A 22950-nucleotide genomic window follows, 5' to 3' on the forward strand; every position below is an offset into this window, starting at 1 on the left:
CCGGGAGTGCTGATGTTTAAGCTGTTTACCTTTCTTCTTGCTGTGTTGGCAGTGCCTGCCGCACAGGCCAGTTGGTACCTGGACAACGAGTCCTCGCGCCTGTCGTTTATTTCCACCAAGGGCGGCAAGCTGTCCGAGGTGCACCGCTTTCTTACCCTGCATGGCCAGATCGATGATCAGGGCGTGGCCAAGCTACGGGTCGAGCTGGAGTCGGCGAGCACCGGCATTGCGCTGCGCGACGAACGTTTGCGCACGCTGCTGTTCAATACCGAACGCTTTCCCGAAGCCCTGGTCAATGCTCAGATCGACCTCGCGCCGATCAGCAATCTGGCCCCCGGTGCGCAGCTGGAATTGCGCTTGCCGCTGACGGTCGAGCTGCATGGCCGCCAGCAGAGCTACAGCGCCGAACTGCTGGCGACCCGTCTGGACGAGCAACGTTTTCAGGTGGTGACCTTGGCACCGCTGGTGCTGCAGGTCGAGGATTTCGACCTGAGCGAGGGCATCGAGGCGCTGCGCAAGTTGGCGGGTGTTTCCACCATCAGCTGGTCGGTGCCGGTGGGTGCCGTGCTGATTTTTTCCTCACGTTAGAAATGCCTCACTAGGGAGTTGATCGTGGGCCAAGTGCACAGGATGCAGTGCTGATGCCGGGGCGCATTTACCCCTGGCGTGCCGACAACCGCTTTGAATTGCTGGTGGATGGCCCGCAGTTTTTTCCCCGCATGTTCGACTGCATCGCCGGTGCCAAGCGCCAGGTGGAGTTGGAGTTGTATCTGGTGGAATCGGGTGCCTGTGTCGATCTGCTGGTGCAGGTGCTCTGTGCGGCTGCCGGGCGCGGGGTGCGGGTGCGGTGCCTGTTCGATGCCTTTGGCAGCGCGGCGTTTTCCGCCCTCGACCGTGAGCGTCTGGTGCAGGCCGGCATCGAGCTGCGCTTCTACAACCCGATCAAGATCTGGCGCTGGCAGCGCAACCTGTATCGCGACCATCGCAAACTGCTGCTGGTGGATGGCGAGCAGGCTTACGTCGGCGGCACCGGTGTCACCGATGCATTCTGGACGCCGGGTGAAGACCACAGCGCCTGGCATGAGGTGATGGTGGAAATAGCCGGGCCGCTGGTGGATGACTGGCAGCACCTGTTCGAGCAGCAATGGCTGGCCAACCCGCAGAATCGCGCCTGGTTGCCCTTTGTGCCGGGCCCGCGGCAACGGCTGCCGGCATTTCCGGCCCATGGCTCGGGAATGGGCCGGGTGGCGTATGCCAATGCCATGCAGCACCGCGATATCGTGCAGTCGCTGGTGCGTGCCCTGAACAGCGCACAGCGGCGTATCTGGCTGGCCACGCCTTATTTTCTGCCGAGCTGGAAGGTTCGCCGCTCCCTGCGCAAAGCGGCGCAGCGGGGTGTACAGGTGCAATTGCTGCTGACCGGCCGGCAGACCGACAACCCACCAGTGCGCTTTGCCGGCCAGCGCTACTACCCGCGTTTGCTGCGCGCCGGGGTGAAGATTTTCGAGTACCAGCCGTGTTTTCTGCACCTGAAAATGGTGCTGGTGGATGACTGGACCAGCATTGGCTCATGCAACTTCGATCACTGGAATCTGCGCTTCAATCTGGAAGCCAATCTGGAAGCGGTGGAGCCGCCGTTGACTGAAGCGGTGGTGAACAGCTTCAAGCATGACTTCAGCCAGAGCCGCGAAATCACTCTGGAACTCTGGCAGTCGCGGCCGCTGTGGAAGCGTGTGCAGCAAAGGGTGTGGGGGTGGTTGGATAGGGTGGTGGTGACGCTGTTGGATCGGCGTAAGTAGCAAAGGCCAATCGCCGCTGAAGCCGCTTCTACGGTAGGTGCGGTGCGTAGGAGCGGCTTCAGCCGCGATTCCTGCAAACGGTGATCCCAGCCTTTTGTCGGGTGTTGTTCAGCGCCGCCCTGGCTATTCTCAACCGCATAACCATAAGAGGAATGCGCGCTTGAGCCGACATCACCCACTCGTTCTGTTTCTCTTGCTGTGCCTGGCCGGCTGTTCCTCTCCCGGGGCCTTCCTCGATACCAACGACGGCCCGCTATTCACCCCCCACGCCTTGAGCGATGAAGAGCATGCCCTGGTGTATCTCTATCGCCCGCAAAGCGCGTGGGCCGATCAGGAAATTGAAGCCCCCGGCGTGTTTCTGCATAAGAACCTGATTGGCAGCCTGCCCAGTAACAGCTACCTGGTGCTGGAGCTGGACATGGCCAGCTACCCGCTGGAAATGCGTCGGCCGCTGTTCGGCTCGTTCTGGACGGCGCTGGCCGATGGCATGTTCGACTTCAACCGCATCGCCGGTTTCAACCTGGATGTAGCGGCCGGCGGTACCTACTACCTGCGCTATGACGAACTCAATCCGCCGCCTCTGGCGGAAGGCACGCCAACCCTGGGCGACGGTCCGTTGCAGCTGGTGCCCGCCAGCCTGGCGGAACAGGAGATCCGCGCCACCCACCAATTCCAGGCACCGCAGCGCTTTACCGCCGAGGGTGAGCGCAAACCAGAGCCGGGGTTTTGGGGCGCTCTGGGACTTTGACGGCGATTCGGGCAGGTAGTACTAGCCTATTACCTGCCCTGTGAGTGGCCCGGCAATACTGGCCACACACCCATTGATCTGCCCGGAGATACCTCAGATGGCCGCTAAAAAGATTCTGATGCTGGTTGGCGATTACGTTGAAGACTACGAAGTGATGGTGCCGTTTCAGGCCCTGCAGATGGTTGGCCACACCGTGCACGCGGTGTGTCCGGACAAAACCGCCGGACAGAGTGTGCGCACCGCCATCCACGATTTTGAAGGCGACCAGACCTACAGCGAAAAGCCCGGGCATAACTTCGGCCTGAATTTCGACTTCGCCAAGGTCAAGGCCAAGGATTACGACGCTCTGGTGGTGCCCGGTGGCCGCTCGCCCGAGTACCTGCGCCTGAACAAGAAGGTGCTGGATCTGGTGAAAGCCTTCGACAAAGCCGGCAAGCCGATTGCTGCCGTCTGCCACGGTGCGCAGCTGCTGGCCGCTGCCGGCATTCTCAAAGGTCGTGAGTGCAGCGCTTACCCGGCCTGCGCCCCGGAAGTGAAACTGGCCGGCGGCACCTACGTGGAAATCGCCGTGGACCATGCCCATATCGAAGGCAATCTGGTCACCGCGCCGGCCTGGCCGGCCCATCCGAACTGGCTGGCGGGTTTGCTCTTGCTGTTGGGCACCCAGATCACCCTGTAAGCTTTCCAAACCCACGCGATAAGGAGCAGGGCCCATGTGCGAGCTGTATGTAAAAGCCGATCCGATTTTGTACGAGTCGCGCTCGCGGTCCCTGCGCATTTGCGGGGTAGTCACCACCCTGCGCCTGGAAAACCAGTTCTGGGACATTCTTTCCGAAATCGCTGCGGTGGATGGCATGACCACCAACCAGCTGATCAGCAAGCTGTATGAGGAAGTAATGGACTACCGCGGCGAGGTGGTGAACTTCGCGTCGTTTCTGCGCGTGAGCTGCTGCCGGTATCTGGCCCAGCCGCAGGACAAGCGTGCGCCGCTGACCCTGGTGGCGAATCGGTCGTAAGGGTGGGGGCGAGGTTTGCAGGGATCGCGGCTGAAGCCGCGCCTACAGATTGCGAAGGTCGCAATGAGTGCTTGAAATAAAAAACGTACTACCTGGTTAGTCTGTAAGCGTATCGCCTATGTCTTGTAGGACAAGACTTACAAAGCCAGGATCAATACTTACTTTTGTAGGACAATCACCAGTACAGAGTGACTACGGTTGGACCGGCTTCGGAGCCTTTAACGTCGCTGACCGAGTTGCTCTTCAGCGGGGATTCGCTACGCACGCCATTGCTTTCACGGTCAACACGGAAGCTGTTGATGCCATCGCAATTGTGGTTTTCAACGTGCAGAGATTGGCCGCTGGTGCCGCTGCTGAGAGCGCAGCTGGAGGTAATGGTGAGACCGATGGCCAGGTTGCCGGAGGCTTGCCCTGCCTGGGCTTGAGCACCCATAAGGGTGAATGCTACGGCTGCAAGAAGAGATGCAAGACGGCTGCTGCTGTTCATACCAATCGCTCTTTGATGGTTCGGGTTGACTGCACTCAGGCAGCAAAGCGTTTACAACCATCCGTAGCGATCCGGGTTCCTGCCCCGGGGGTTTGTGCGCATATTCCGTCATTTCCGTGGGGGCGATCTTACGCAGGGGGATATCAGCCTGCCACTACCGTTTGTAAGCCATTCGCCATGCTGTCGCGTATGACATTGTCCTTGTCGTTTTTCTCGTGCTTTTCTGACGTCAAAAAAATACCCGGCGCTTGGCCGGGTATTTTTATCGCGCTTTAGTGGCGTTTAGATTTCAACCGCCAGGCTGTCGCTGATCTTCTTCTGCCAGATAGCCGGGCCGGTGATATGCACCGACTCGCCCTTGGTGTCGACCGCTACGGTCACCGGCATGTCCTTCACTTCGAACTCGTAGATGGCTTCCATCCCCAGTTCGGCGAAGGCCAGCACCTTGGACTTCTTGATCGCCTGCGCCACCAGGTAGGCAGCGCCACCCACGGCCATCAGGTACACCGCTTTGTTGTCGCGGATGGCGTCGATGGCAATCGGGCCACGTTCGGACTTGCCGATCATGCCCAGCAGGCCGGTTTGCTCGAGGATCTGCCGGGTGAACTTGTCCATCCGCGTGGCCGTAGTCGGGCCGGCCGGGCCAACCACTTCGTCACCCACCGGGTCGACCGGGCCGACGTAGTAGATAAAGCGGCCCTTGAGGTCCACGGGCAGGCTTTCGCCTTTATTGAGCATTTCCACCATGCGCTTGTGCGCAGCGTCGCGGCCGGTAAGCATTTTGCCGTTGAGCAGCACGGTTTCGCCCGGGTGCCAGCTCTGCACGTCTTCCGGGGTCAGGGTGTCGAGATCGACGCGGCGCGCCGACGGGCCGGCTTCCCAGACGATTTCCGGGTAGGCGTCCAGGGGTGGCGCTTCCAGCGAGGCCGGGCCGGAGCCGTCGAGCACAAAGTGGGCGTGACGGGTGGCGGCGCAGTTGGGGATCATGCACACCGGCAGCGAGGCGGCGTGGGTCGGGTAGTCCATGATCTTCACGTCGAGCACGGTGGTCAGGCCACCCAGGCCCTGGGCACCGATGCCCAGCTGGTTGACCTTCTCGAACAGCTCCAGGCGCATTTCTTCCAGCTTGTTCTGCGGGCCGCGGGCCTTGAGCTCGTGGATGTCGATGGATTCCATCAACACTTCCTTGGCCATTACCGCGGCTTTTTCCGCGGTGCCGCCGATGCCGATGCCGAGCATGCCCGGTGGGCACCAGCCGGCACCCATGGTCGGAACGGTTTTCAGCACCCAGTCGACGATGGAGTCGGACGGGTTGAGCATGGCCATCTTCGATTTGTTTTCGGAGCCGCCGCCTTTGGCTGCCACGTCCACTTCCACGGTGTTGCCGGGAACGATGGAGTAGTGGATCACCGCCGGGGTGTTGTCCTTGGTGTTCTTGCGGGCACCTGCCGGGTCGGCGAGGATCGATGCGCGCAGGACGTTTTCCGGCAGGTTGTAGGCGCGACGCACGCCCTCGTTGATCATGTCGTCCAGGCCCATGGTGGCACCATCCCAACGCACGTCCATGCCTACGCGCACGAACACGGTAACGATACCGGTGTCCTGGCAGATCGGCCGATGGCCGGTGGCGCACATGCGCGAGTTGATCAGGATCTGCGCCATGGAGTCACGGGCGGCTGGCGATTCTTCGCGCAGGTAGGCCTCGTGCATGGCTTGGATGAAGTCCACGGGGTGGTAATAGGAAATGAACTGTAAAGCGTCGGCGACGCTCTGAATCAGGTCGTCTTGCTTGATCACGGTCATGCAGCGCGCTCCTCTATAAACACGGGAACATCTCAGCGCGCGGGGCTTGGGCCCAGCAGGCTTGGTATGGCAAAAAAGGCGCGGCAGTATAACGCGCAGCGCGCGGTTGGCGCATCCGCTGACGATAGACCTTGGTCGATTAACGCACGAACGGGCGTGCTAGGTTTTTTGCCTTCACCTAGGTACAGTGAGGGCACGATGCCAGCACGGGACGGAGCCCATGAGCAGCGCAAAAAAGAAAGGGACACAGAAAGCCCTACAAAGCCTGCTGCTGAAGCGATTCGGCATGGCCGCGGCCACTTACGGCCTGACGTTGCTGATCTTCATGGTGCTGGTGCTCAGCGGTCTGTATCAGGCCGAGCCGGCCACCGCGGCATTGGTCGGTGGCCTGGTGATCATCAGCCAACTGGCGTTCTTCGGCATATTCATCAGCGGCATCAACCTGCGCTTTGGCGACCCCAGCCTTACCGAGCCTCAGGTGATAGTCGCCCTGGGCCTGCTCACCTACCTGATGTACGACCTGAACACCGCCCGCGGCACCATGCTGGTGTTCTATCTATTGATCCTGCTGTTCGGCGTATTCCAGCTGGCCCCCCGCGTGTTCGCCCGTTGCGCGGCCCTGGCGTTCTTCGGGTTTGCCTGCGTCAATCTCTGGGATGCCTTCCAGATGCGCCTGCCCGATCCGAAACTGGCGGCCCTGCAAGTAGGCGTGCTGGCGGGGATGCTGGTCTGGCTCAGCCTGTTTGCCGGTTATGTTCAGGCCCTGCGCCAACGTATGCGCCAGCGCCGCTTTGCCTTGCAGGCCCACCAGGACACCCTGCGCGGCATGATGCGCCAGCTCGAAGACCTGGTGGCCACCGACGAACTCACCGGCTTGTTCAATCGCCGGCATTTTCTGCGCCTGGCCGCCCGTGAGCTGGGCAACCTGCGTGCGGATATGCAGCACGGCCTGGCGCTGATCGATCTTGATCATTTCAAACGCATCAACGACCAGCATGGCCACGCCAGTGGCGACCGCGTGCTGCAAACCTTTGCCACTGTGGCGCAGGCCTGTCTGCGCGACGGCGATGTTCTGGCCCGTTACGGCGGCGAAGAATTCGTGCTGTTGCTGCCCAATACCGACGCCGATCAGCTCACCGCCTGCTGCGAACGCCTGCGCGAGGCCTTTGCCGGTGCCGAGCCGGTGGGCGTGACGGTGCACAGCATCAGCCTGTCTGCCGGTATGACCCTGCTGACCATGGGCGACGACCTCGACGAGGCCCTGCACCGTGCCGACCAGGCGCTGTACCGCGCCAAGCACAGCGGGCGCAACTGTTGCCACGCGGCCTGGGAGGGCAGTGGTGCCTGAGTTGCGCGTCGCCGGCCAGGTGCTGGCGGTAAACCCTGGCAGCAATCTGTTGGATAGCCTGCTCGCCGCCGGTATCGCCGTACCCTATAGCTGTCGCGCCGGCAGTTGCCACGCCTGCATGGTGCATTGCCTGCAAGGCGAGGTGCTGGACGATAAACCCGAGGCGCTGGCTGCCACGCAGCGTGAGCAAGGTTGGCGTCTGGCTTGCCAGTGTCGGGTGGTGGACGACCTGGCGGTGGCAGTGTTCGATCCGCTGCGTGATGGCTTGCCGGCCACGGTTGCCAGCGTCGATTGGCCGAGCCCCAACGTCTTGCGTTTGCGCCTGCAGGCCGAGCGTCCGCTGCGCTATCGCGCCGGCCAGCATCTGTTGCTTTGGACCGCCGACGGCATCGCCAGGCCCTATTCGTTGGCCAGCCTGGCGGGCGAAGACCCCTGGCTGGAGTTTCATATCGATTGCCGCCAAAACGGTGCCTTCAGTACCGCTGCCCGCCAGTTCAAAACTGGCGACAGCCTGCGCCTGGGCGAACTGCGCGGCGGCGCGTTGCACTACGATCCCGACTGGCAGCACCGGCCGCTGCTGCTGATGGCTGCCGGCACCGGTCTGGCGCCGCTCTATGGCTTGCTGCGCGAGGCCTTGCGTCAGGACCACCAGGGCAATATCCGCCTACTGCATGTGGCTGCCCACAGCAGCGAGCACTATCTCGCGGCGGAACTGCGGGCCCTGGCGGCCAGCCATCCACAGCTGCACATCGAGCTGGTGCAAGCGGCCGAGTTGCCTGCCGCTTTGGCCGAACTACGCCTTGTTTCACGACAAACCCTCGCCTTACTCTGCGGCCAGCCGGCCAGTCTCGAAACCTTCTCGCGCCGGCTCTATCTGGCAGGTCTGCCGCGTAATCAGCTGTTCGCCGACCTGTTTCTGCCGCACGCCTGAAAAGCCTGGTCGAGGATGTTATGAGCGAACACGTAGTGGTCGAGCGCGAGGAGGGTCTGCTGACCCTGCGCCTGAACCGTCTGGATAAAAAGAATGCGCTCACCCGCGCCATGTACAGCCGCATGGCCGAGGTTCTGTTACAAGCCGACGCCGACCCGAGCGTGCGTGCGGTGCTGATTTGCGGTGGCGACAGCTGCTTCACCAGCGGCAACGATATTGCCGACTTTCTCCAGGAACCCCCGACTGGCATGGACAGCCCGGTGTTCTTATTCATGCAGGCGCTGTTCGAATTGAAGAAACCAGTGGTGGCGGCAGTTGCCGGCCCGGCAGTGGGCATCGGCACCACCCTGCTGCTGCACTGCGATCTGGTTTACGTCAGCCAGGACGCCACCCTGAAAATGCCCTTCGTGGCCTTGGGCCTGTGTCCGGAATATGGCTCCAGCCTGATCCTGCCGCAGATGCTCGGCCACGCCAAAGCTGCCGAACTGTTGCTGCTGGGTGAGTCGTTCACTGGCGCGCAGGCCGCCGCCTGGGGCATTGCCAACCAGGCTCTGGAAGATGGTGCGGCCACCCTGGCCAAAGCCAAGGAAATGGCCAAACGCTTTCTGCACCTGCCACCCAAAGCGGTGGAAGTCAGCAAGGGGCTGATGCAGGGGCCGGGGCGCGAACAGCTGCGCCAGGTGATTGCCGACGAAGGCGCGTTGTTCAATCAGCGCCTGCGTTCACCGGAAGCCATCGAAGCCTTGTCGGCCTTTATGCAACGACGCAAACCGGACTTCAGCAAGTTCGCCTGAGCCGCGTCGCGTCACAGCAGGTGGGCGCAGCGCTTGCGCCTACCTGACAATCGCCAGTTCAAAACCACCTTCATCGCTATGGGCGTGGGCCTGCATACCGGCCTCGTCCAGGCTGAGGTCTTGCAGGGGGCGTTTGAACGGTTTGTTGTCCAGGGTCTGCAGGTGTTTGTCTTCGTCGGTGGTCAGCAGCAGCACGTAACGTTCACCCTCGGCCGCTTTCACCGGCACGGTGCCTTCGATAAAGGCATAGCGGTACCAGGTTTCGCCGTGCAACTGGTACACCGCATCGCTGACCAGGCGGGTAGGGCGCTTGGCCTCGTCAAGAAACAGCAGTGACGGGTAGACCACTTTCTTGTTGGCAAAACTGCGCACCCGCAAGCCATAGGTACGTCCCGCCGCCGGCAATTTCATCGCCACGTAGTAGCTGCGCCCCATGGGGAAATTGAAGCTCGGCGAATAGCGGTTGAGTTCTTCATAGCGCGGCTCTTCGCCGGATAGCTCGGTGAAGTCGCTGTCGGCCAGTTGCCCGCAGCATTGCTGCACCAGATTCTGGTACAGGCCTTCACTGTCGTTGCCCCTGCTGCCGGCCAGCAGTGCCTGCATGGCGGCGGTGGGCTGGCCGTCGAGGGCGGGCAGCACGGTGCCCTTGTTGCCGAACTCGATTTGCCGGCCTTCGCTGTAGCGCACAGTCGAGGGTGCTGTCGGCGCGGCGCTGCGACCCTGACCCGGCAGCGTGGAGTTGTGCATCCGGCCCTGTTCGTCGACCCAGGTGTAATACGGCGTGCCGTTTTCCGGGCGGGCGAAGTTGCGGCCTTCCAGTACATCGGCATCGATGTAGTCGCTGGAATGTTCGCCGTTGGCCAGCAGATTGTCGGCCTTGCTGCCGGCCACCTGGGCACCGGCATAAAAACTGTTCTGCAGGTTGCCGCTGGCGTCCACCCAGGTGAAGTAACGGCGTTTGCTTTCGCCGTTGTTCTTCTCGCTTGGCCAGGTCGGATTGGCGCTCTGGTTCATGCGCTCCTGATCGCTCTGGGTGATGCGTTTGGCCGCCTGGCGTTGTTGTTCGCTGTAGTGGTTGTCGACGAAGGTGTTGTGCACCCGGCCCTGGTCATCGACCCAGGTCAGGTAGCGGCCTGGTGCGGCCTGGGCACTGGTGGCGCTGAGCAGTAAGGATAGGAGCAGTAAGCGCTGCATAACCGGGCCTCAGAAGGTCGAGGTGTAGGTGAGGGCCATGATGTAGGCCTTCACCGTGGTTTTGATGTCGAGGTCGGCGTACGGGTTGTACACCAGGTTGTCGATGCCGGTGCAGTTGACGTTGCAACTGGTGCCGGCCGGGATGCTCTGCTTGGACACGAAGTAGTTGAAGCCGAAATCGATGGTGGTGTCTTTGTCCCAGCGGTAGCCGAAACCCAGGCCATAGAGGTTGGCGTCGCCAATCGGCGCGAGTACGTCGGCCTTGTCCTTGGGGATGGCCGAGGGGCGGTATTCGTAGCCGGCGCGCAGGGCCAGGCGGTCGGTGACGTCGTACTGGGTGCCGACGGCGAAACTCCAGGTGTCCTGGTAGCCGCGGTCGAGAATGATCGAGTGGTCGGTGGCATTGCCGGCACCGAAGATCTTGGCGATGCGCAGCAGGTCCAGCTCGCGGTCGAACTCGATTTCGAATTTGTTCCAGTCGCTGTAATCGCTCCACTTGGCGTCGAAGTTGAACGTCCATTTATCGAATGGGTGCAGCTTGATGCCGGTGTTGAAGTTGTCCGGGAACACCATGTTCAGCGAGGCGTTGCCGCGTTCTTCATCGACGTTGCCATAGGGGAACAACGGGCTCAGCACCTGACCGAACACCGAACCCTGCAGGCCCGACCAGAAACCCTGCCATTGCTGGGAATAGTCGATGCGGTATTTGCCCTGCAGGTGCATTCGCGCCTCGCTCTGGTAGGTGGCACCCCAGGCGAACCAGTCGGTGGGCTCCCACAGCACGCCGAGGTTGTAGGTGGGCGACAGACTCTGTTGCAGGTCCAGGTCCATATTGGCCAGCGAATCGTAGGGGCCGATCTTGCCGCCGCAGACGTTGATCAGCGGCCCGATCATGTCGCCAAGCCCCGGTTGGCAGATCGCCTCGTTGAGCAGGCGCACTACGCCGGTGAGCATGCCGGGGTTACGGAAGTCCTGGTTCAGCGCCATGGCCTGGTGCGAGAAGCCGATGGACAGCCCCAGGGCCAAGGTGTCGTTGGCCTGGTATCCCACCGATGGCGAGAAATAGGTGATGCGTTGCAGGGCGATCTTGCGGCCCTGGTAGCGGCCCGGGTCGTCATCGGAATCGCGCGAATAGCCCAGGGCCATCGGTGCGTAGATGTTGGTGGCGAAGGTGAACTTGGAACCTGGCGGGTTCACCGACACCCCGGCCAGCGGTGCCATCAGCACCGGCAGTTCGGTCATGCCGCCCATGCCTGGCAGGTACATCACCGGGGTCAGGGTGCGGCTGCTGGAGTTCTTCACCGGGTCATCGGTAAAACCCAGGGTGCTGTCGCCGTAGTTGGGCGGTGCCTTGAACTTGGCGCGGATATCCATCACGCCGCTGATCAGCTTGATGGTGCTCTGCCGGCCCTTGAGTTTGGTCAGCGCCGCCGGGTTGTAATGCACGGCATCGATGCCGGTGGAATCGGCGGTCACCGCGTTGCCCATGGCCATGGCTTTGGGGTTGCCAATGGTCAGGTCGTTGGCCAGTTGCGCCTCGGCCGGCATGGCCAGAAGCCAGGCAGCAAGCCAGCAGATCCCGGAAATCGCCCACACCTGTGGCGATAGTCGTGTCGTCATGACGGCATTCGCTCTTAGGTTATTGGGCCTTCAGGCCTTGAATATCCAATGGCATCGACACCCCTAACAAAACGTCGGGGGAGTCTTCCGTCATGCCGAACCCGGCATTGATGTTGACGATGTAATTGGGCGAGGTGCGCAGCCCCAGGGAGAAGTTCATCAGCGCACTGGTTTGCTCGTTACCCTCCAGGGTGGTGTCGGAGAAGGTGTAGGTCGGTTTGAAGGTTTGCGACATCTGGTACGAAGTGCTCAGCGACACGTCATAGGACAGCGCGTAGGCAAAGCCCATGCTCATCGACAGGCTCGAACCGGGGTCGACTTTTTCCAGGTGCCGGCCGCCACGTTCCTGATCGACATTCACCGGCACGTTGTAGGTGTATCCAACCGAGCCGAACAGCACCACCGGGTCGATCACGTAAGAGACGTTGGCACCGCCGCCGATGCTGTAGAAACCGTTGCCGGTGGACAGGTCGTTTTGCGGGTTGATCTCGTAGGGGCTGGTCCCGGTAGGCAGGCTGAGGGTGCCGTAGAGGGTGGTCACCGGCTTGCCACGGTGGGAACTCCACGGCTGCCAGCGCAGGCTGGCGGACAGATCGCCGAGGCTATACACATTGATATCGCGCTCGGTGTCGTACTTGGCCACCAGCGGCACGCGCATGCTGAAGGTCAGGTTGTCCCACACGCCGTAGTCGAAGGTGAAGGAGTTGGTGAAGGTGTGTTGGGCTTCACTCTCGCCGATCACGCTGTAAACGTTGTTGCCGGTGCGGTAGGTGGTGATCTGGGTGTCGCGCAGCAGCGAATAGTCGAAGCCATAGGTCAGCGTGCGTTCACCTTGCTTGAGCAGGGTGTAGCTCTTTTCGGCAGCCTGAAACACTTCGGCCAGGGCCTTGGAGCTGTCGGCATCGTCGTCTTTTTTGCTCAAGGCTTCGCGGGCGTCGTCTACCGAAGGCTCGTCGCTCCAGGCAGGCGCGCTCACCGCGAGCGTCAGCATGGCCACGCAGGCCAATCCCTTAATCCCCATGACGCCAATCCCCAGTTATTTTCTTGTTATGCCGGGCAGGTGTTGCCGTACGTGTTGGTGTGAGTGCTACTTGCGGCGGATGTAGCGGATATCGCCGCCCGAACCCAGCTCGTCGGCCTGGTTCGTGGTGAACTTGGTGATCTGTGGGAACTCGCGAAACGCCAGCAGACTGACGGTGCGGTCGTCCACCAGGCGCAGGTCTTGCTCGGTCAGGGCCATGGCGTTATGCGGTTCCTGGCCGCTGGGGTAAATCACGAACAGCACGTTCTGATCCCAGATTTCTTCGAAGCGTGCGCGGGTGAAACTGATATTGCCCAGTGCCGGGTCGGCGACGAATACGTGCTCGTTGTACACATCGCGCACCACCACAAAGTGTTTGAAACCGGCGTACTCGATGGGCACCAATGCCGGGTGCTCCAATTCATCGAGATCGGCAAACGCCGCACGAAAACCGCCACTTTTGTAGCCCAGGGCGGCGACGAAACGTTTCATGTCCAGCAGGGAAAAGCCCCGCCGCTCGACAATTTTGTCGGCCTCGCCATAGCGCAACAGCCCCTCCATCACCTGACGTTCCTGCAGGTTGCGACCCAGGAAGTAGTCGAGCATGGAGGTCAGCGCCGCCGAACCACAGCTGTAGTCATAGGCCTGGCGGATCACATTGCGAAACTGCAATTGGCTCATCGGCTCCAACGTCACCGACTCACGCATGGGCATGCCGGGCGTCAGCTGTTGGGTCAGATTGACCGTGCCCTGGGGCGGCGGTTTGGTGTCCAGCGCTTCGGTAAAACCGAACACGCCCAATAGACTGCCGAGAAGAATTTCGATCATTTTTGGTCCTGATGCAGCGACTCTTTTTAGCTGTTTGACGCGGCTGTGTGGCTGAGAAAAGCCTTACCGGCAGGAACCGATAAGGCTTCGGGTTAGCAAGGGATGTTGCTAACTCAGTGTCCCCATACCTTGACGGTGGTGCCCGCCATATTGATATCGGAGATCGCCAGGGAGCCGATGCTGGCTGCGCCGGTGGTTGCGCCGTTGGCATAGGTGCCGCCGACGTAGATGCCGCCAACCGACACGGTACCGGTCATGTTGGGCAGGCTGATGGCCAGTTGCTGAGTATCGGTACCACCGATGGAGGTGGTGACCACGTCGATTTTCAGCGGGTTGGCATCGGAAATGGTGAAGCCGGTGAAGCCTACGTTGCTGATGTTCAAGCTACCGCCGCCAGTGTCGTTGTCGGTGTACTTGACGTTACCGACGCTGCCGCCGAAGTTGCCGGAGATGCTGATCCCGTCCTGGCCGGTGACGCTCGACAGCGCGGAATCGTCCATTGCGCGCAGGTCGGCTTGAGCCATGAACGGGGCAGCCAGTACAGCTGCAGCAAGAGCGAGTTGTTTGAAACTTTTCATTGTTTTTATCTCCAAGATCACAGGTGGGTATCCCCGGGTGTTGCCAGCCACTCCTGTTACTGGCAACTGGATCGACTTGCGCCGATCCCCATGCCTGTCGCGCCCATCCTGGTGACGACAGACCTGGATTCGTGAAGCGTTGAGTGCTTCCCGCCCTGTGATAAAGCTACTGAGCAACGAAGCGGCTGCCAGCCCATCCAAGGGATGGAGGATGGCCATGCGCCAAACAGCGGTAGCACATTGCCGCCCACGCTCTGCCTCAAGCTTCGCTCAGTAGCCCCATGGCCTTGCCCTTGAGTACCGCCTGAGTGCGGCTGCGCACGCCCAACTTGTTGAACAGGTTATGCAGGTGCCACTTGATGGTGGCCTCGGACAAATGCACGGCCTGGGCGATATCGCGGTTGGAGAGACCCGCCGCCACGAAGCGCAGAATCTCCCGCTCGCGGTGGCTAACATCCTGATTCTCATTGAAACTTTCCGGGTCCACAGCCAGGCGTCGGCACTGCTCACGGAGCATTTCCGCCAGGCCCTGCCAGGGTGCGGCGCGTTTCGGTTCGGCCACGCGCCAGGCGTCCCAGAGCGGCAGCAGCCACAAGGCGTCGTCCTGAAACAGGCGCCGGTAGCCGCTGTTCCAGGCGTCTTCAAGGGTGGGCTCAAGCAGGGCGAAGGCTTTTTCGCTGTTACCTTTGCGCCAGTACGCCACAGAAAGTAACAGCGACAGACGTAGACGGCGGTCGCGCTGGTGCTCAGCGGTCTGTTTCGCCAGGCAGGCTTCCAGGCTGGCCTGGGCTTTGTCGGCACGTCGCTCGCACAGGGCCAGCCGGCCTTCGGACAGGGCCAGGGCGGTTTCCGCATCCAGATAACGCCCGGCCGGCAACACCGCCAAGTGCTGCTGCATCTGCAGGCAGATGCGTTCGGCTTCATTGGGCCGCTGCAGCCACAGCAGAAACTGCACCTTGCAGCTCATGCCCAGGGCAAACACCCGTTCGTAACCGGCGCCGTGCAACTCACCCAGCCATTCATCCAACTGGGCCAGGCCTTGTTCCGGTTCGCCGGCAAAGAAGCGTGCGCGGGCCATAACCAATTTGCCGCGGCTGATCAGTTCGGTGGGGGTGGCGACGTCGCGCCAGGTGGTGGCCAGCGGCAGCTCGGCGAGAATCGCCGCATGCCGGTCCTGCTCATAGAGCAGGTCGGCATAGGCCAGCGCCAAGGGGCCACCGACTCGACTGCGCCGCCCGAATACCCGTTCGACCCGGGTGCGCGCGGCCTCGGCCAGGGCACGGCCGCGTTCCAGCTCGCCACTTTCCTTGCAGATCAGCGACTCGATCAGGCTGGTCATCGCATGCAGGTATTCGCTTTCGGTCTGGCGCAGGTTGTCCCGCGCCAGGGCGATGGATTTCGCTGCCTCGCCAAACTCACCGAGCAAGGCGTAGGCCGCGGCCTGCACGCAGGACAGGCTGACGCGAAACACCGGTTGGTTGCCCGGGGCCATGCCCAGCCACTGGCGCGCCACTTTCAGGCAGGCTTCGAGTTTGTCTTGGTACAGCAGCACCAGGGCCTTGAGCACCTGGGCAGCGGCGAGCAGTTCGACCAGGGCGAAGTGCAGGGTTTGCCCGCGACCTTGCAGCAGGCGATTGCTGACTTCTTCGATCAGCGCCTCGGCATCGGCAAATTTCTGTTCGAAGGCCAACTGCCAGGCATAGAAGATCTGGAATACCGGATGCTCGCGAATCACCTCGGTGGGCACGCTTTTCAGAATCGCCAGAATGCCGTACACGCGGTTGCTGGCGATCAGCTTGGCACCTTGGCGCTCCAGCAGCTCGGCGGCAAAGCTGTAGTCGCGGGCACGCAGTGCGTACTTGATCGAGCGATCCGGCAAATCGTGGCTTTCGCACCAGCGCGCCGCGGAGTGCAACAGGGTGGTGGGGTCGCCATGTTTGGCCAGCCGGCCCTGGAGGAATTCGGCAAACAGATGGTGGTAGCGGAACCACTCGCCCTGTTCGTCCAGGGGAATGATGAACAATTGCTCGGTCTGCAGCCGCGCCAGCATTTCCAGGCCATCGCGGCGTCCGGTCAGGGCGTTGCACAGCTCGGCATTGAACTCATCGAGCACCGAGGTCTGGTCGAGGAACAGTTGCAGGCTATCCGCCAGGCTGGCGACCACGTCTTCGGCCAGGTAATCGGCGATATTGCGCTCGGTGCCCGACAGCCCGGCGAGAAACGCCGCGCGGTCCGGATGCCGGGCCAGGGCCAGGGCCGCCAGGTGCAGGGCGGTGATCCAGCCTTCGCTGCGGTTGTGCAGCAGGCTCAGTTCGTCGCGGCTGAGCACCAGCTGTTTGACCTCGCGGAAATAGGCGGCGGTTTCCTCGAAACTCAGCCGCAGGTCTTCGGCTTTCAGCCACAGCGTCCAGGGTTTCAGCGACGGCTCTTCCACCAGCAATTGCGCCTGGTAGCGGGTGCTGGCCAGCAGGTGCACGGTGGTCGGCAGATGCTCGATCAGGTAGCGCACCGCCGGGCCCATGGCTGCGTGGCGGATGCGATGGAAGTCATCGAGCATGATGTAGACCTCGCCATCCAGGCGCTTGAGGTCAGCGAGAAAGGCGTCGATCAGGGCTTCCTGCGGCCAGCTCACATCGCCTTGCAGCAGGCCGGCGGTGTTGCTGCCAAAACCCGGTGCCACGGCATTGATGGCCGCCACCAGGTATTGCAGCAGGCGCTGCGGCTCGCTGTCGGCTTCATCGCAGGACAACCACGCCACTCGCGCATCGCTGGCCAACAGGCGCTGGCGGTACTGGGCCAGTACCGTGCTTTTACCGAAACCGGCCGGGGCGCTGAGAATCACCAGGCGCTGCGAGCGCGAGGCGTACAGCCGCTCGATCAGAGCCTGGCGCAGCAGTTGCGGACGGCTGCCGGCATCGGCGGGAAACAACTTGGTGCGCAGCAAGGGCAGGGTGGGCAGATGGGCCAGGGAACTGCTGATCAGGGTCGTCATTGCAGCAGCCCCAGCTCGCGGGCGCGGCGGATGGCTTGGGTCCGGTTGCGCACTTTGAGCTTCTCGTAAATGTTATGCAGGTGCCATTTCACCGTGCCCAATGCCAGGACCAACTGTTGGCCGATCTCTTCGTTGGACATGCCTTTGGCGGCCAACAGCACCACGTCGCGCTCGCGCTCGGTCAGGCCTTCTTCCAGCACTTCGAGGGACTTGCGTGCATCCTGGCCCGGCCATACCGCCAGCAGACCGCGGATAAAACCCTGCAACGCCGGTTGGCGCTCAGCCGCTTCGAGGTTCTGCAGCAGCAGGCGAATGCCTTCGCCTTCTTCGATAAACAGGCTGCGCACGCCTTCGCGTTCGGCGCTGATCAGGCACTGCACCAGCATCGATTGCGCCCGCTCCTGGTAGCCCAGGCGCTGGTAACTCAGGGCCGAAAGCAGGTCCAGACGCAGACGCTGCAGGCCATGCCAGCCGGTCTGCAGTTGGCCACGCAGTTGGGTGATTTCGTGCAGCGCCTCGCTGTAATGGGCGCGGGCCTGCTGCAGGCGGATGCGGGTCAGGCCCTGAACCCAGAGCACCGGGTTGAAATTCATGGCCTGGTAGTGGCTGGCCAGCTTGGGCCAATCGACACTCTGGAACCGCGCCTCGGCACGCTTGATCCGGTCGGTGGCCGGCTCTTGCAGAATCAAGGCAATTTCATCGCCAGCGGCCTGGGCATAGAAGCGCCACGACTGGTTGCGCGCCGCCAGGTTTTGCATCAGCACCAGGCTGGCCAGCGCATCCTTGGGCTTTTCCTGGATCCGCTGAGTGCGCGCCAGGCTGAGCATGCCCTGGGCATACAGGTCGATGGGGTTGATCACATCCACTGTGGCCATGGCCCAGCCGAGGTTTTCTTCCAGGGCTGCAAAACGTCCCTGCTGGTAGGCGATCAGCGATTCGGTAATGGTCGGCAGGGCCAGGGCCCGGGACTTCTCGCCGAACCAGGGAATCAGCCGTGCGCGCAGCTGATCGAACAGCAACTGCGCCTGCTTCACCTGGCCTTGCTCCAGGCACAGCAAAATCTCGACGTTGGCCAGCTGCATATCCAGGTAGCGGCCTTCGAGGAAATGTTTGCGCTGCTGCGCCAGCGCCAGCAGGCGACGAGCCTGGTCCGGTTGGGCGAGCATCACCAGGGCCAGGGCCCCGATGATCAGCATGGCCACTTCAAGAAACGCGGTGTGCTGGCCGAGCTGCGCTTCCACCTTGCGCGCCAGGGCCACGCAGGTATCCAGGTCATCTTTTTGCAAGGCCAGCACGGCTTTGATCGCCAGAGTGGCCAGCACCTTGTCGCTCAGCGGCCCTTCACTTTTGTTTTTGCCCCAGCGCGCCAGCAGCTCATCGAGCATGCCATTGGCTTCGGGCAGCGACAGCTCGGCGGCGCGGCTCCAGACATCGGCCAGCACCAGCACCGGAAAGCGCTCGGCGATATCGTTGGGCACGCGCTGGCGCCAGCGGTAGATCAGGTTCAGTTGGCCGCGGTTGATCAGCTCCAGGCCGCAGCCATCGACCAGCGCGGCGAGCATTTGCGGGTCGTCGGCCAGGCAGGCGTGTTCGATTGCCAGGTTCTGCATATGGTGGTTGGTGAACCACAGGCTGGCATTGAAGTGCAGCTGGCTGAGACGTTCCGGATCGCGCTCTTTCAGGCGCGAGCGGAGGAAGTCGGCAAACAGGTTATGGAAGCGGTACCACTGCCGTTCGCGGTCCAGGGGCAGCAGAAACAGCTGCATGGCTTCGAGTTTTTCCAGCAACTGCTGGCCGTCCTGGCGCCCGGTAAGGGCATTGGCCAGGTCGCCGCTGAGTTGGGTGGCCACGCCGAGGGCGAGCAGGGCGTCCTGCATATCCACCGACAGTTGTTCGAACACGCTGCGCAGCAGGTAGTCGCCGACGGCCACCTGGTCGCCGCCCATCTCGGCCATCTGCTCCGAGGCTTGCGGCTGATGGCGCAGCCACAGGCTGGCGAGGTGCACGCCAACCACCCAGCCTTCGGTGTGGCTGTGCAGGGCATTCAGCGCCACTTCGTCCAGGTGCAGGCCGCCACGGTCGAGGTACTCGCGGGTTTCGGCTTTGCTCATGCGCAATTCCGGCGCGCCGATTTCCAGCAGCAGCTCCTTGGCGCGCCAGGTGGCCAGGTTCAGCGCCGGGGTGGAACGGCTGCCGACGGCCAGGACAAAGCCGCTGGGGGCCAGTTTGATCAAGCGGTTGAGGCTCGCCAGCAGCTCGCTGTCCTGCACCAGATGCAGGTCATCGAGCACCAGCAGCAGGGGCTGTTCACGCTGCGTGAGGTCGGCCAGCAGGCTTTCCATCAGCGCGGCCGCCGGTACCCGCATGGTGTTCTGCAGGTAACCCAGGGCGTCCTGGCCAAGGCCGGGAATGGCGGTATCGAGGGCTTCGATCAGTTGTTGGAAAAACCGCGAGGGGTCGTCGTCTTCGGGGCTCAGGGAAAACCACGCGACGGCGTTAGCGGCCTCGGCATAGGCCTGAGCCATGGCCGCCAGGGCGGTGGTCTTGCCAAAGCCGGCGGGGGCTGACAGCAATATCAGTCGCGCATGGGGATTGGCCGCCAGTGCGTTTTGCACCTGGGGCCGCGGCAGATAGTCGGCAGGTACTTGCGGTGGCCGCAGCTTCGAGCGAAGAAGGCTACCAGCGGCTGGATCTCGCACTTCATCCATGACCTGGATCCCTTGAAAATTATTATTCTGATAAGAAATTTCGTACCCTTGGGATCTATCCATACTAATCAGCTCGCTATCTCCGAGTAAACCCACTCACGCGCTCTAGGATGAATGCTGGCAGCGCTCTACAATCGGCGCCCGCGCCCGCTCGACCCTGCCCATGCCTACTTGTTCGCTGCATCCGCTGCCTTATAGATCAGACCCGTCTGAGTACTTCTCCCACATCCGCACCGCGCCGGGTGCGGTGCTGCTCGACGGCGGTCGGCCTTTGTCCCAGCGTGCACGCTATGACCTTATGAGCGCCTGGCCATTGGCAGCGCTGGCACCCAGCGCTGACGAATCGGCCAACGACTTTATCCAGCGCCTGCGTGCGGCCCTGGCCCGACTGGGCGTGGCGGAGCTGCCAGCAGGCTGCGAGCTGCCGTTTGCCGGCGGTCTGATGGGGTACCTGAGTTACGATTTCGGTCGCCGTCTGGAGCACCTGCCGAGTCCGGCGCTGAATGACCTGCAATTGCCGGATGCACAGTTGGGTTTGTACGCCTGGGCGCTGATCAGCGATCACCAACTGGGCACCAGCCAGTTGCTGTTCCACCCGGCCCTGGCGGCGGACGAGCGCCAGCGTCTGGTGAACCTGTTCGAGCAGGGCAGCGCGCCGGCGCTACAGCCGTTCAGCCTGCAGCAGGACTTCGCCGCCGACCTTAGCGAAGCCCAGTACCGTGAAGCCTTCGAGCGGATTCAGGGCTATATCCAGGCCGGTGATTGCTACCAGGTGAACTTCGCCCAGCGCTTTCGAGCGCCCTGTCAGGGCGAGCCCTGGGCGGCCTACCAGGCCTTGCGTCGGGCCTGCCCGACACCCTTTTCCGGCTATCAGGCGCTGGGGGAGGGGCAGGCGGTGGTCAGTCTGTCCCCTGAGCGTTTTGTGCGGGTGCATCAGGGCCAGGTGGAAACCCGGCCGATCAAGGGCACCCGCCCGCGCGGCCAGACCCCGGCCGAAGACCAGGCCCTGGCCGCCGAGCTGATGGCGAGCAAAAAGGAGCGGGCGGAAAACCTGATGATCGTCGACCTGCTACGCAACGATCTGGGCCGCAGTTGCGCCACCGGTTCGGTGCGGGTGCCGGAATTGTTCGTGCTGGAAAGCTACCCCAACGTGCACCACCTGGTGAGCAGCGTGGTCGGCACCCTGGCACCGGGCAAGGATGCCCTCGATGTGCTGGCCAGCAGTTTCCCGGGTGGCTCCATCACCGGGGCACCGAAAATTCGCGCCATGCAGATTATCGACGAGCTCGAGCCGACCCAGCGCGCTATCTACTGCGGCTCGCTGTTGTATGTGGATGTACGGGGGGAAATGGACAGTTCGATCGCCATTCGCAGCCTGCTGATCAAGGACGCTCAGGTCAGCTGCTGGGGCGGTGGCGGCATCGTTGCCGACTCGGACTGGCAGTCCGAGTACAACGAATCGATCACCAAGGTGCGGGTGCTCCTGCAAACCCTCGAAGGGCTTGTCTGATATCCGGCCCGCCGTGCTGATGCGGGCGGGCCGGAGCTAGCCAGGCCAGATCAGACCTGAGGTTCACCGACGTGGAGGATCTTCATCGAGTTGGTGCCACCGGTGGTGTGGTAGCTGTCACCCTTGGTCAGGATCACCCAGTCACCGGGTTGCACCACGCCGCGTTTCACCAGCTCATCAATCGCCGCTTCACTGATTTTGTTCGCCGGCAGCGCTGCCGGGTCGAAGGGTACGGTGTACACGCCACGGAACATGGCCACCCGGGCCTGGGTTTCGCGGTGCGGGGTGAAGGCAAAGATCGGCACCTGCGAGCGAATGCGCGACATGATCAGCGGGCTGTAGCCGCTTTCAGTCAGGGCGATGATCGCTTTGACGCCGGGGAAGTGGTTGGCGGTGTACATGGCCGCCAGGGCCACGCTTTCATCGCAGCGCTCGAAGGTATGCCCGAGGCGATGGCTGGAGCGCTTGTTGGTCGGGTGCTTTTCCGCACCGACACAGACGCGGGCCATGGCCTTCACTGCTTCCACCGGGTACATGCCGGCGGCGCTTTCGGCCGAGAGCATCACCGCGTCGGTGAAGTCCAGGGCGGCGTTGGCCACGTCGGACACTTCGGCGCGAGTCGGCATCGGGCTGCTGATCATCGATTCCATCATCTGCGTGGCCGTGATCACTGCTTTGTTCAGACGGCGTGCGTGCAGGATGATTTTCTTCTGGATGCCCACCAGCTCGGCATCGCCGATTTCCACGCCGAGGTCACCCCGGGCCACCATTACCGCATCGCTGGCGCGAATCAGGCCGTCGAGGGTTTCGTCGTCGGCCACGGCTTCGGCGCGTTCGATCTTGGCCACCAGCCAGGCGGTGCCGCCGGCTTCGTCGCGCAGACGACGGGCCAGTTCCATGTCCGCAGCATCGCGGGGGAAGGACACGGCCAGGTAGTCCAGCTCCATTTCGGCAGCCAGCTTGATATCAGCTTTGTCTTTGGCGGTCAGGGCCGGGGCGGTGAGGCCGCCACCACGACGGTTGATGCCTTTGTGGTCGGACAGCGGGCCGCCGATCAGTACACGGCAGTGCAGCTCATCGGCCGTGGTGGATTCCACCAGCATCACCACGCGGCCGTCATCGAGCAGCAGCTCGTCGCCGGTTTTGCAGTCTTTGATCAGGTCCGGGTAGTCGATGCCCACCACTTCCTGGGTGCCGGCATCGCGCGGATGGGTCACGGAGAAACGGAAGCTGTCGCCTTCTTTGAGCTCGATGCGCTTGTCAGCGAATTTGGCGATGCGGATCTTCGGACCTTGCAGGTCGCCGAGCAGGGCCACGAAGCGGCCGTGCTTGGCAGCGATTTCACGAACCAGGTTGGCGCGCGCTTTGTGTTCGTCCGGGGTGCCGTGGGAGAAGTTCAGGCGGCAGACGTCTACGCCGGCAAGAATCAGTTGTTCCAGAACCTCCGGGGAGTTGCTGGCTGGACCGAGGGTGGCGACGATTTTGGTGCGGCGAAAGGTCATGCGTAAAGACTCCAAAGGGCGAGCAGAAGCCGAGGCTACTATGCTGCGCCGCTGTAGTCATTGTTCCGCTG

At 62.4% G+C, this 22950-nt stretch carries 19 protein-coding genes; 9 read left to right on the forward strand and 10 right to left on the reverse strand.

Annotation, left to right across the window (positions count from 1 at the left end; genetic code table 11):
• Positions 1–12: 12 nt before the first annotated feature.
• The 5 genes from ACVW0Y_RS01310 (at position 13) to ACVW0Y_RS01330 (ending at position 3563) form a co-directional block, all read left to right on the forward strand.
• The gene (locus tag ACVW0Y_RS01310) at positions 13–588 is read left to right on the forward strand and encodes a YceI family protein (protein WP_457435533.1); all 576 of its coding nucleotides are present in this window, start codon (positions 13–15) and stop codon (positions 586–588) included.
• Positions 589–641: 53 nt separating this feature from the next.
• Complete coding sequence (locus tag ACVW0Y_RS01315; RefSeq protein WP_457435535.1) at positions 642–1799, forward strand: phospholipase D-like domain-containing protein; 1158 nt, start codon at positions 642–644, stop codon at positions 1797–1799.
• 160 nt (positions 1800–1959) lie between these two features.
• Entirely contained in the window at positions 1960–2547 is a 588-nt protein-coding gene (locus ACVW0Y_RS01320; protein WP_457435536.1) for a DUF2846 domain-containing protein, read from the forward strand.
• Positions 2548–2644: 97 nt separating this feature from the next.
• Entirely contained in the window at positions 2645–3226 is a 582-nt protein-coding gene (locus ACVW0Y_RS01325; RefSeq protein WP_457435538.1) for a DJ-1/PfpI family protein, read from the forward strand.
• Positions 3227–3260: 34 nt separating this feature from the next.
• Positions 3261–3563 carry a ribbon-helix-helix domain-containing protein gene (locus ACVW0Y_RS01330; protein ID WP_108095696.1) on the forward strand — a complete coding sequence of 101 codons (303 nt, stop codon included), beginning with the start codon at positions 3261–3263 and terminating at the stop codon, positions 3561–3563.
• 175 nt (positions 3564–3738) lie between these two features.
• Here ACVW0Y_RS01330 and ACVW0Y_RS01335 read toward each other — a convergent pair whose 3' ends face one another.
• Entirely contained in the window at positions 3739–4050 is a 312-nt protein-coding gene (locus tag ACVW0Y_RS01335) for a hypothetical protein (protein WP_457435539.1), read from the reverse strand.
• Positions 4051–4332: 282 nt separating this feature from the next.
• Positions 4333–5853 carry a fumarate hydratase gene (locus ACVW0Y_RS01340; RefSeq protein ID WP_457435540.1) on the reverse strand — a complete coding sequence of 507 codons (1521 nt, stop codon included), beginning with the start codon at positions 5851–5853 and terminating at the stop codon, positions 4333–4335.
• 220 nt (positions 5854–6073) lie between these two features.
• Between ACVW0Y_RS01340 and ACVW0Y_RS01345 the strand changes: the two genes are divergently transcribed.
• Genes ACVW0Y_RS01345 through ACVW0Y_RS01355 form a run of 3 tightly spaced genes read left to right on the forward strand, consistent with a single transcriptional unit; the run spans position 6074 to position 8926 of the window.
• Complete coding sequence (locus tag ACVW0Y_RS01345) at positions 6074–7201, forward strand: diguanylate cyclase domain-containing protein (RefSeq protein ID WP_457435542.1); 1128 nt, start codon at positions 6074–6076, stop codon at positions 7199–7201.
• Positions 7194–8132, forward strand: coding sequence for an iron-sulfur-binding ferredoxin reductase (locus tag ACVW0Y_RS01350; RefSeq protein WP_457435544.1), 939 nt, complete (start codon positions 7194–7196; stop codon positions 8130–8132). The genes ACVW0Y_RS01345 and ACVW0Y_RS01350 overlap by 8 nt, the downstream gene beginning before the upstream one ends.
• A gap of 20 nt (positions 8133–8152) precedes the next feature.
• Positions 8153–8926: an enoyl-CoA hydratase gene (locus ACVW0Y_RS01355; RefSeq protein WP_457435546.1), complete on the forward strand. Its 774-nt coding sequence runs from the start codon at positions 8153–8155 to the stop codon at positions 8924–8926.
• Between the two features lie 39 nt (positions 8927–8965).
• Here ACVW0Y_RS01355 and ACVW0Y_RS01360 read toward each other — a convergent pair whose 3' ends face one another.
• The 7 genes from ACVW0Y_RS01360 to ACVW0Y_RS01390 form a co-directional block, all read right to left on the reverse strand.
• Positions 8966–10120: a MalM family protein gene (locus ACVW0Y_RS01360; RefSeq protein ID WP_457435547.1), complete on the reverse strand. Its 1155-nt coding sequence runs from the start codon at positions 10118–10120 to the stop codon at positions 8966–8968.
• 9 nt (positions 10121–10129) lie between these two features.
• Positions 10130–11740 carry an outer membrane protein transport protein gene (locus ACVW0Y_RS01365; RefSeq protein ID WP_457435549.1) on the reverse strand — a complete coding sequence of 537 codons (1611 nt, stop codon included), beginning with the start codon at positions 11738–11740 and terminating at the stop codon, positions 10130–10132.
• 19 nt (positions 11741–11759) lie between these two features.
• On the reverse strand, positions 11760–12761 hold the full coding sequence (locus ACVW0Y_RS01370) for a transporter (protein WP_457435551.1): 1002 nt from the start codon (positions 12759–12761) through the stop codon (positions 11760–11762).
• Positions 12762–12827: 66 nt separating this feature from the next.
• On the reverse strand, positions 12828–13589 hold the full coding sequence (locus ACVW0Y_RS01375; RefSeq protein WP_457435553.1) for a C39 family peptidase: 762 nt from the start codon (positions 13587–13589) through the stop codon (positions 12828–12830).
• 113 nt (positions 13590–13702) lie between these two features.
• Complete coding sequence (locus tag ACVW0Y_RS01380; RefSeq protein ID WP_457435554.1) at positions 13703–14167, reverse strand: DUF6160 family protein; 465 nt, start codon at positions 14165–14167, stop codon at positions 13703–13705.
• Between the two features lie 259 nt (positions 14168–14426).
• On the reverse strand, positions 14427–17159 hold the full coding sequence (locus ACVW0Y_RS01385) for a LuxR C-terminal-related transcriptional regulator (protein ID WP_457435555.1): 2733 nt from the start codon (positions 17157–17159) through the stop codon (positions 14427–14429).
• The gene (locus ACVW0Y_RS01390; RefSeq protein WP_457435557.1) at positions 17156–19867 is read right to left on the reverse strand and encodes a LuxR C-terminal-related transcriptional regulator; all 2712 of its coding nucleotides are present in this window, start codon (positions 19865–19867) and stop codon (positions 17156–17158) included. The genes ACVW0Y_RS01385 and ACVW0Y_RS01390 overlap by 4 nt, the downstream gene beginning before the upstream one ends.
• Positions 19868–20030: 163 nt before the next feature.
• Here ACVW0Y_RS01390 and pabB point away from each other — a divergent pair, with 163 nt between their 5' ends.
• A complete protein-coding gene (pabB, locus tag ACVW0Y_RS01395) occupies positions 20031–21377 on the forward strand; it encodes an aminodeoxychorismate synthase component I (RefSeq protein ID WP_457435559.1) in 1347 nt (448 codons plus the stop codon).
• Positions 21378–21427: 50 nt separating this feature from the next.
• Here the strand turns inward: pabB and pyk are convergent, their stop codons facing one another.
• Positions 21428–22879, reverse strand: a complete 1452-nt coding sequence (gene pyk / locus ACVW0Y_RS01400; protein WP_457435560.1) for a pyruvate kinase — start codon at positions 22877–22879, stop codon at positions 21428–21430.
• Positions 22880–22950 lie beyond the last annotated feature (71 nt).

Source organism: Pseudomonas sp. TE3786 (genome assembly GCF_054057335.1).